This is a genomic window from Fibrobacter sp., assembly GCF_017551775.1.
GTDB lineage: Bacteria > Fibrobacterota > Fibrobacteria > Fibrobacterales > Fibrobacteraceae > Fibrobacter.
Genome location: NZ_JAFZKX010000061.1, coordinates 1 through 6,055 on the forward strand (window position 1 = coordinate 1; position 6,055 = coordinate 6,055).

A 6,055-nucleotide genomic window follows, 5' to 3' on the forward strand; every position below is an offset into this window, starting at 1 on the left:
ACGAACGTCGGAGTGCATGATCTTGCGCGTTTCGTTGAACATCTTCATTTCTTCCTTCGTGTAGTCGTTTTCCGTCATCTTGTCGATCTGCGGAATCACGTTGTACGCGAGCTGGAACGGGAACTTGTTGATGTGCGTGGTGGAACCCGTCTCGAGGATGTCCTTGTACTGCTGCTTGAGTTCTTCCATAGCGACGGCACCTGCACCGCTAGCGCTCTGGTAAGAAGAAATGTGGATCTTCTTGATGTGGGAGATCTTTTCGATCGGGTTCAAGACGACGACCATCATGATGGTCGTGCAGTTCGGGTTGGCGATGATGCCCTTGCCGCCGAATTCAGGCTTGTAGAGCTTGATGTCTTCGGGGTTCACTTCCGGGACGACCAGCGGAACGGTCGGGTCCATGCGGAAGAAACTCGTGTTGTCGACCACCACGGCGCCGTTTTCGACGGCGATGGGGGCGAATTCCTGCGAGATGGCGGCACCGGCAGAGCTGAGCACCAGGTCGACGCCCTTGAAGGAATCCTTGTTCAGGACTTCGCACTTGAGCGTTTCGCCCTTGAACTTGAATTCCTTGCCTGCGCTGCGTTCGGAGGCGAGGAGCTTCAAGCTCTGCAGCGGGAAGTTGCGTTCCTCGAGGATGGAGAGGATTTCTTGGCCCACGGCGCCAGTGGCACCCATGATGGCTACGTTGCGAATCATAGTTTAACCTTTAATTTGCTTCTTGTTGAGGTTGATAGTTTGATTTTAAATTTTCGATGTCGTTCCAGAAACGTTCCAGGAAGTTCTTGGCCTGGGCGATCTGGCTCCTGCACTGCGAGTACTGCTTGACTTGTTCGCTGGCATCTTCTTGCAGTGTGTACGTATAAAGCGAATATGCGGCAAGGCGGAGGCTTTCGGTCGCCTGGATGATTTCGGAATGTGCCTCGCTCGATTCGTGCGGGTGGAACAGTCCGAGCGTCTTCTTGTTGAGCGAAGTCGCCTTGTTGTTGATGGCAAGCGCCTGCTGGCTTCTCGTCTCGCGTTCCGATTCGCTGATGTTTGCGGGAAGCAGGTCGAAGTTCTCGATGCTCGCGATGATGGCGTTCATGCGTTCGACGACCTTGTGGCATTCATCGATGTATTTTTCGAGTCGGGAATACGATGCTTCGGATAGCGGGCTCTTCGGAGCGTGGTTGTCGCCCTGGCTGACAGCGCCGTTTCGGGGTGCTTTGCGAGATTCGACCCATTTGCCGCCTTCTCCGTTCTGGAACGAGGCTATGTAGTCCTGGTATGCGGCGTTCTGCGCCGCGATGTCCGCCGACGAGTATTCGCTCTTGACCAGAAGGGTAGGTCTTTCCCAGTAGGCGATTCCGATGAACGCGGCAATCATGAACGCCGTAAACATGCCGTTCGCGATTTTCGCGGGCATGTCTTCGCTGCGGATGACGTAGAGAGCGCCGAAAAGCGCGAGGCTTGCGAACGCAAGAAGAAGGCCTCCATCGGCGTTGTAGCTGATGAAGGAATTCTTGGCGAAGTAGAACAGGCAATCCATCACGATGATGAAGAACGAGAGGATTGCGCCTGCAATCTTATGCGTGTTGCGTTCCGCTGCCGCAGACTGGAGAATAGTTATAAACGTAATCCCCAGCGGGAGCACGAACATCAAAGCAATATTGGCAATGTCCTGGTTCATAGGACTGTGCTATTAGAACGGCAGGTCGTCGTCGCCTTCGGGCATCGGGGCGTCGTAGACCGGAGTGGAATTCTGTGCGGGGGCGTAGCTGTTGGACTGGCCGTAGGAATTGCCCTGGCTTGCACCGGGAGCTCCGCCCTGGCCGCGCGGGGTCAAGAGCTGGAACGTGTCCATGTTGACTTCGGTGGCATAGCGCTTCTGTCCGCTGGTCTGGTCGGTCCAGCTGCGGTTGGTGAGCGAACCTTCCACATAGAGGCTCATGCCCTTGCGGATGCCGAGCTGCTCGACGATATCGGCAATCTTGCCCCAGCCGACGATGTTGTGCCAGTCAGTCTGTTCCTTCTGTTCACCGTTGTTGTCGCGGTAGCGGCGGCTTGTTGCCAGCGAGAACGAGACGCGCTTGCGTCCGCCGGTCTGGCTCATGCGGATTTCAGGGTCTTTACCGATATTACCAATGAGCATCACTTTATTCAGATATGCCATAATCTAATCCTATTTTGTTTTTTTAGTTTCTGCCCCTAAAAATAAAAAATTCCGGTTGTCATTTTGTGCCATTTTTGAAAAATTTTTCGATTTGCAATAGCGTTTGACATTTTGCGGCTCTTTTGACGGAGGACGCCGTTTTTGGCCTTACAGGCGTAAAATGAAAGATTTATTTTTATATTGAAAAAACGAAACCCTTAGTCCCAGGCTGATAATATTTAACTATGGTATCACTCGCTCTTACACGTTTTGAAAAAGTTTTCCCCCAGGCCCTCAGGGGCAAACGTCTCGGCGCCGTCCTTCACCCGGCTTCCGTTCTGCCCGACCTGCGTTACACCCTCGACCTTCTCAAGGAATACGACGGCAAGCTCTTCAAGCTTTCTGCCCTTTTTGGCCCGCAGCACGGCATCAAGGGGCACACCCAGGACAACATGATCGAATGGGAAGGCTACACCGACCCCGAACTGGGTATTCCCGTCTATAGCCTGTACGGCGAACACCGCGAACCTACTCCCGAAATGCTCAACCACGTGGACATGATGCTCGTGGACCTGCAGGATGTAGGCGCACGCTACTACACGTTCATCTGGACACTTTTCCTGTGCATGAAGGCCTGCGAAAAGGCCGGCATTCCCGTCATCGTGGTGGACCGTCCGAACCCCATCAACTGTATCGACGAAGAAGGCCCGGTGCTGGACCTGAACTACACGAGTTTCGTGGGGCTCCACAGCATCCGCACGCGCCACGCGAAGACCATCGGCGAACTCGCGGTGCAGTTCAAGGAAGAACGCTTCCCCAAGTGCGAACTCTACGTGCTCGGCATGGAAGGCTACGACAAAAAGATGTGGTACGACCAGACGGGACTCCCGTGGATTTTGCCGAGCCCGAACATGCCGACGCTCGATACCGCCGTAGTTTACCCCGGCATGTGCCTGTTCGAGGCCACCAACGTGAGCGAGGGTCGCGGCACTACGCGCCCGTTCGAAATTTTCGGTGCGCCGTTTATCGATGCCGTCAAGCTCTGCAAGTACATGAACGGGCTCAAGCTTCCTGGCGTGTATTTCCGCGAGAATTACTTCCAGCCCACGTTCCACAAGGGCGCGGGGCAGATTTGCGGGGGAGCGCAGATTCACGTGCTCGACCGCGACAAGTTCCGCAGTTTCGACATGGCGGTGAAGTTGCTGCAGTACATCTTCAACGAGTACCCGAACGATTTCGCCTGGAAGCAGCCGCCCTACGAATATGAATTTGAAAAACTCCCGATCGACATCCTGCTCGGCAACGGCACGTTCCGTAAGGAATTCATCGAGAACAGCATTTAACCGCGGCGCAGCCGCGAAAAGGAGACACCATGACTCAACCCATCAATGGAAAATTCGAAATGCCCGCCCTCCCGTATGCGGCGGGTGACCTTGCACCGGCGCTCAGCCAGGAAACCTTCGAGTTTCATTACGGCAAGCACCTGCAGACCTACCTGAACAACCTGAATGCGGCCCTTCCGGGCAGCGCGTTCGAAGGCAAGTCCCTTGAAGAGATCGTGAAGACGGCCGAAGGCGGCGTTTTCAACAATGCGGGCCAGTTCCTGAACCACTCTATGTACTTCTTGCAGTTCAAGGCTCCGACTCCGGCTAACGCCCCGTCGGGCAAGATCGCTGAGGCCATCGCCCGCGATTTCGGCTCCTTCGAGAAGTTCCAGGAAGAATTCCAGGCGAAAGGCGCGGGCCTCTTCGGCTCCGGCTGGGTATGGCTCTCCGCCGATGCCAGCGGCAAGCTCGTGATTACGCAGGAAGGCAACGCCCAGAACCCGCTCACCAAGGGCCTCAAGCCGCTGCTGACCTTCGACGTGTGGGACCATGCCTACTACATCGACTACCGCAACCGTCGTCCGGATTACCTGAAGGCGCTGTGGAGCATCGTCAACTGGGACGAAGTCAACAAGCGTCTCGGCTAGTTGAAACTGAAAATGGCGTGAGTCAATCGCGTCATGAAAAAGAGCGGTGGTCCAAGACCATCGCCCTTTTTTGTATCTCCAGCCTAAGGAAAGAATCTTACGATTCGAACGGGAAAATCGTTCTGAATGTAAGCTTGGGTGTGCACATCGAGTTGACGGTGATGATATCGACGGTTGTTTTCGCTTTGGGGTAAACCGGGGTGACTTCGGCCGCGAGGAAATAGTTGATTCCCTTTACCACCTGGGTTGCGAGCTGGGCAAACGGCTTGATATCGGAACCGACAAAATGCTCTGTTGCAATCTTGAATTCTGCCATGGCTGCAGTGGAGGGCGGGACAAGTCCCTTGACTTCGATTCCGCCTTGGTATGTGCTCGGGCTGCCGTGGAGGACACTATGGATGCCGACGAGCGAGAATTCGCCCTGCCTGATATTTAAGACAACGATTACGATGTTCTTGGTTCCGTCCTTGTCAAGGATAGTCTGTTCCGCAAGAATAGCGTGGTTGATTCCGTTGACAACCTGGCTACCGAGATAGGCGAGGAACTTGTACGAGGCTCCGTGAAGGTTCATCACCTTGGCAAAAGCTTCTTGGATTTCCTGGGGAATGTTGTCGGTGATTACGTTGACAGTCCAGGCGCCGGCGTAGTTTTCGTTTTCCATTTTGTTTACTCCTTTTATGAGGTGTTTTTTGTGATAGTTTCGTTTGTTTGCAGTTTCAAAGATAAACTGCGGTAGTATTATTTGTCCATAACCCGATTGGGTGATTTCGTATTTAATACTAGGACTACTGAATACAAACGATTAGTACTATCGGGACACCTTTTTAGGAGTAGTTCGATAGGGGTGAAAAACAGTATTTCATTGAAGGTGGAATCGCGATGCTTTACGTAAAGAGCCCTAAGCTAAGCCCGATAAAGGCCTTGATGGCGATGACATCGGCGGCACGCATGTTTACGTCGAAGCCGAAATGGATCGTCGCGAAAACGGCGTCATGCAGGAGTCCTTTACGATAGTCCTCCTTGTCGGCGGGGGCGTTGATGGTATATTCGTAACGAAGGCCTAGGGAATAGAAAAACAGTTTGTGTGCGTCGTCTTCTGCCGGGATAGATTCATCCCCGGAACCGCCGTTGTAGTAGCATAGTTTGATCGTCGGGAGAATCCTGTGGTCTATATTGTCAAAAACCGGATAGCCGTAGGCGAAGTACAGGGCCGCACCGCTGGTGGTTTCCCCGCCCTTGTGGTAGATGTCTTCGTAGTGAATGTCGTCCCTTTCGTTTTTACCGGAGCCGACGTTAAATCCTAAACCAAAGTCCCCTTTAGACGTTGTTGCCTTTACGGAAACGTCCCCGCCGTAGAACCGGATTTTGTTGAAGGAATCGTCAATGGTCGGCATCGCCATAAAGAAGGAAATGTCAAATGCGAAAATTCGACGTGGCGCATAATGCCTTAACTGAGATCTCCCGTATGTTCCCAGATGGTAATCCGTTGCAACGGAGTCGGTTTGCCGGTCTATAAGTTGTGCGTATTCCCTGCGTTCTTTTTTAGATAAAGAATCCCGTCGCATTTTGTATGTTAATTGCGTGAGTGCGCTTTGTACCTTATGGCGGACATTAGGTTTTTGCTGTGCTGCTACTGAATCGATATACTGCTTTTGCTCAAGGTATATCCGGTAATACGATGTGTCTGGAATCGTTGAAAAAAAATGCTGGATATCTTCGTCGTTATTATCAAAAAATTGAAATTGTCCTCGCGATATGTAAAAGCCGCTCCCTACGGGAGGCTGTAAAGAACAGCCCAACGCGTACCGGCACGACCAATTAAGCAAAACCTCTTGCCGCAGGGAATCCAGCGGTTCTTCAGGGTTTTCGGTATAAAAAAGAATAAGGCTGTCCCGGATGGGATTAAAGGCCATCTTGAAAGAATAGAAGTCGCTTGCGGCGTGTATCAG

General features: G+C 52.8%; 7 protein-coding genes. 2 read left to right on the plus strand and 5 right to left on the minus strand.

The annotated features are described in order from the left end of the window. The 3 genes from IK012_RS06845 to IK012_RS06855 all read right to left on the minus strand — a co-directional run. A partial coding sequence (locus tag IK012_RS06845) for an aspartate-semialdehyde dehydrogenase (RefSeq protein WP_290952295.1) occupies positions 1 to 699 on the minus strand: 699 nt, incomplete at its 3' end. A gap of 10 nt (positions 700 to 709) precedes the next feature. Continuing rightward, complete coding sequence (locus tag IK012_RS06850; protein ID WP_290952296.1) at positions 710 to 1,672, minus strand: hypothetical protein; 963 nt, start codon at positions 1,670 to 1,672, stop codon at positions 710 to 712. A 12-nt stretch (positions 1,673 to 1,684) separates the two neighbouring features. Then, entirely contained in the window at positions 1,685 to 2,155 is a 471-nt protein-coding gene (locus tag IK012_RS06855; protein WP_173379706.1) for a single-stranded DNA-binding protein, read from the minus strand. Between the two features lie 224 nt (positions 2,156 to 2,379). Between IK012_RS06855 and IK012_RS06860 the strand changes: the two genes are divergently transcribed. Together IK012_RS06860 and IK012_RS06865 are read left to right on the plus strand one after the other, a co-directional pair. Then, positions 2,380 to 3,477: a DUF1343 domain-containing protein gene (locus tag IK012_RS06860; protein WP_290952299.1), complete on the plus strand. Its 1,098-nt coding sequence runs from the start codon at positions 2,380 to 2,382 to the stop codon at positions 3,475 to 3,477. A 29-nt stretch (positions 3,478 to 3,506) separates the two neighbouring features. Further along, positions 3,507 to 4,106 carry a superoxide dismutase gene (locus IK012_RS06865; RefSeq protein ID WP_290952300.1) on the plus strand — a complete coding sequence of 200 codons (600 nt, stop codon included), beginning with the start codon at positions 3,507 to 3,509 and terminating at the stop codon, positions 4,104 to 4,106. 97 nt (positions 4,107 to 4,203) lie between these two features. On the opposite strand, the gene IK012_RS06870 is transcribed toward IK012_RS06865, so the two are convergent. Continuing rightward, on the minus strand, positions 4,204 to 4,767 hold the full coding sequence (locus tag IK012_RS06870) for a hypothetical protein (RefSeq protein ID WP_290952302.1): 564 nt from the start codon (positions 4,765 to 4,767) through the stop codon (positions 4,204 to 4,206). A 223-nt stretch (positions 4,768 to 4,990) separates the two neighbouring features. Beyond that, positions 4,991 to 5,506 carry a hypothetical protein gene (locus tag IK012_RS06875; protein WP_290952304.1) on the minus strand — a complete coding sequence of 172 codons (516 nt, stop codon included), beginning with the start codon at positions 5,504 to 5,506 and terminating at the stop codon, positions 4,991 to 4,993. Between the last annotated feature and the right edge of the window lie 549 nt (positions 5,507 to 6,055).

Coding starts and splice junctions, on each gene's coding strand:
- IK012_RS06850 (WP_290952296.1), bottom strand. CDS start 1,672: ATGAACCAGGACATTGCCAATATTGCTTTGATGTTCGTGCTCCCGCTG.
- IK012_RS06855 (WP_173379706.1), bottom strand. CDS start 2,155: ATGGCATATCTGAATAAAGTGATGCTCATTGGTAATATCGGTAAAGAC.
- IK012_RS06860 (WP_290952299.1), top strand. CDS start 2,380: ATGGTATCACTCGCTCTTACACGTTTTGAAAAAGTTTTCCCCCAGGCC.
- IK012_RS06865 (WP_290952300.1), top strand. CDS start 3,507: ATGACTCAACCCATCAATGGAAAATTCGAAATGCCCGCCCTCCCGTAT.
- IK012_RS06870 (WP_290952302.1), bottom strand. CDS start 4,767: ATGGAAAACGAAAACTACGCCGGCGCCTGGACTGTCAACGTAATCACC.
- IK012_RS06875 (WP_290952304.1), bottom strand. CDS start 5,506: ATGGCGATGCCGACCATTGACGATTCCTTCAACAAAATCCGGTTCTAC.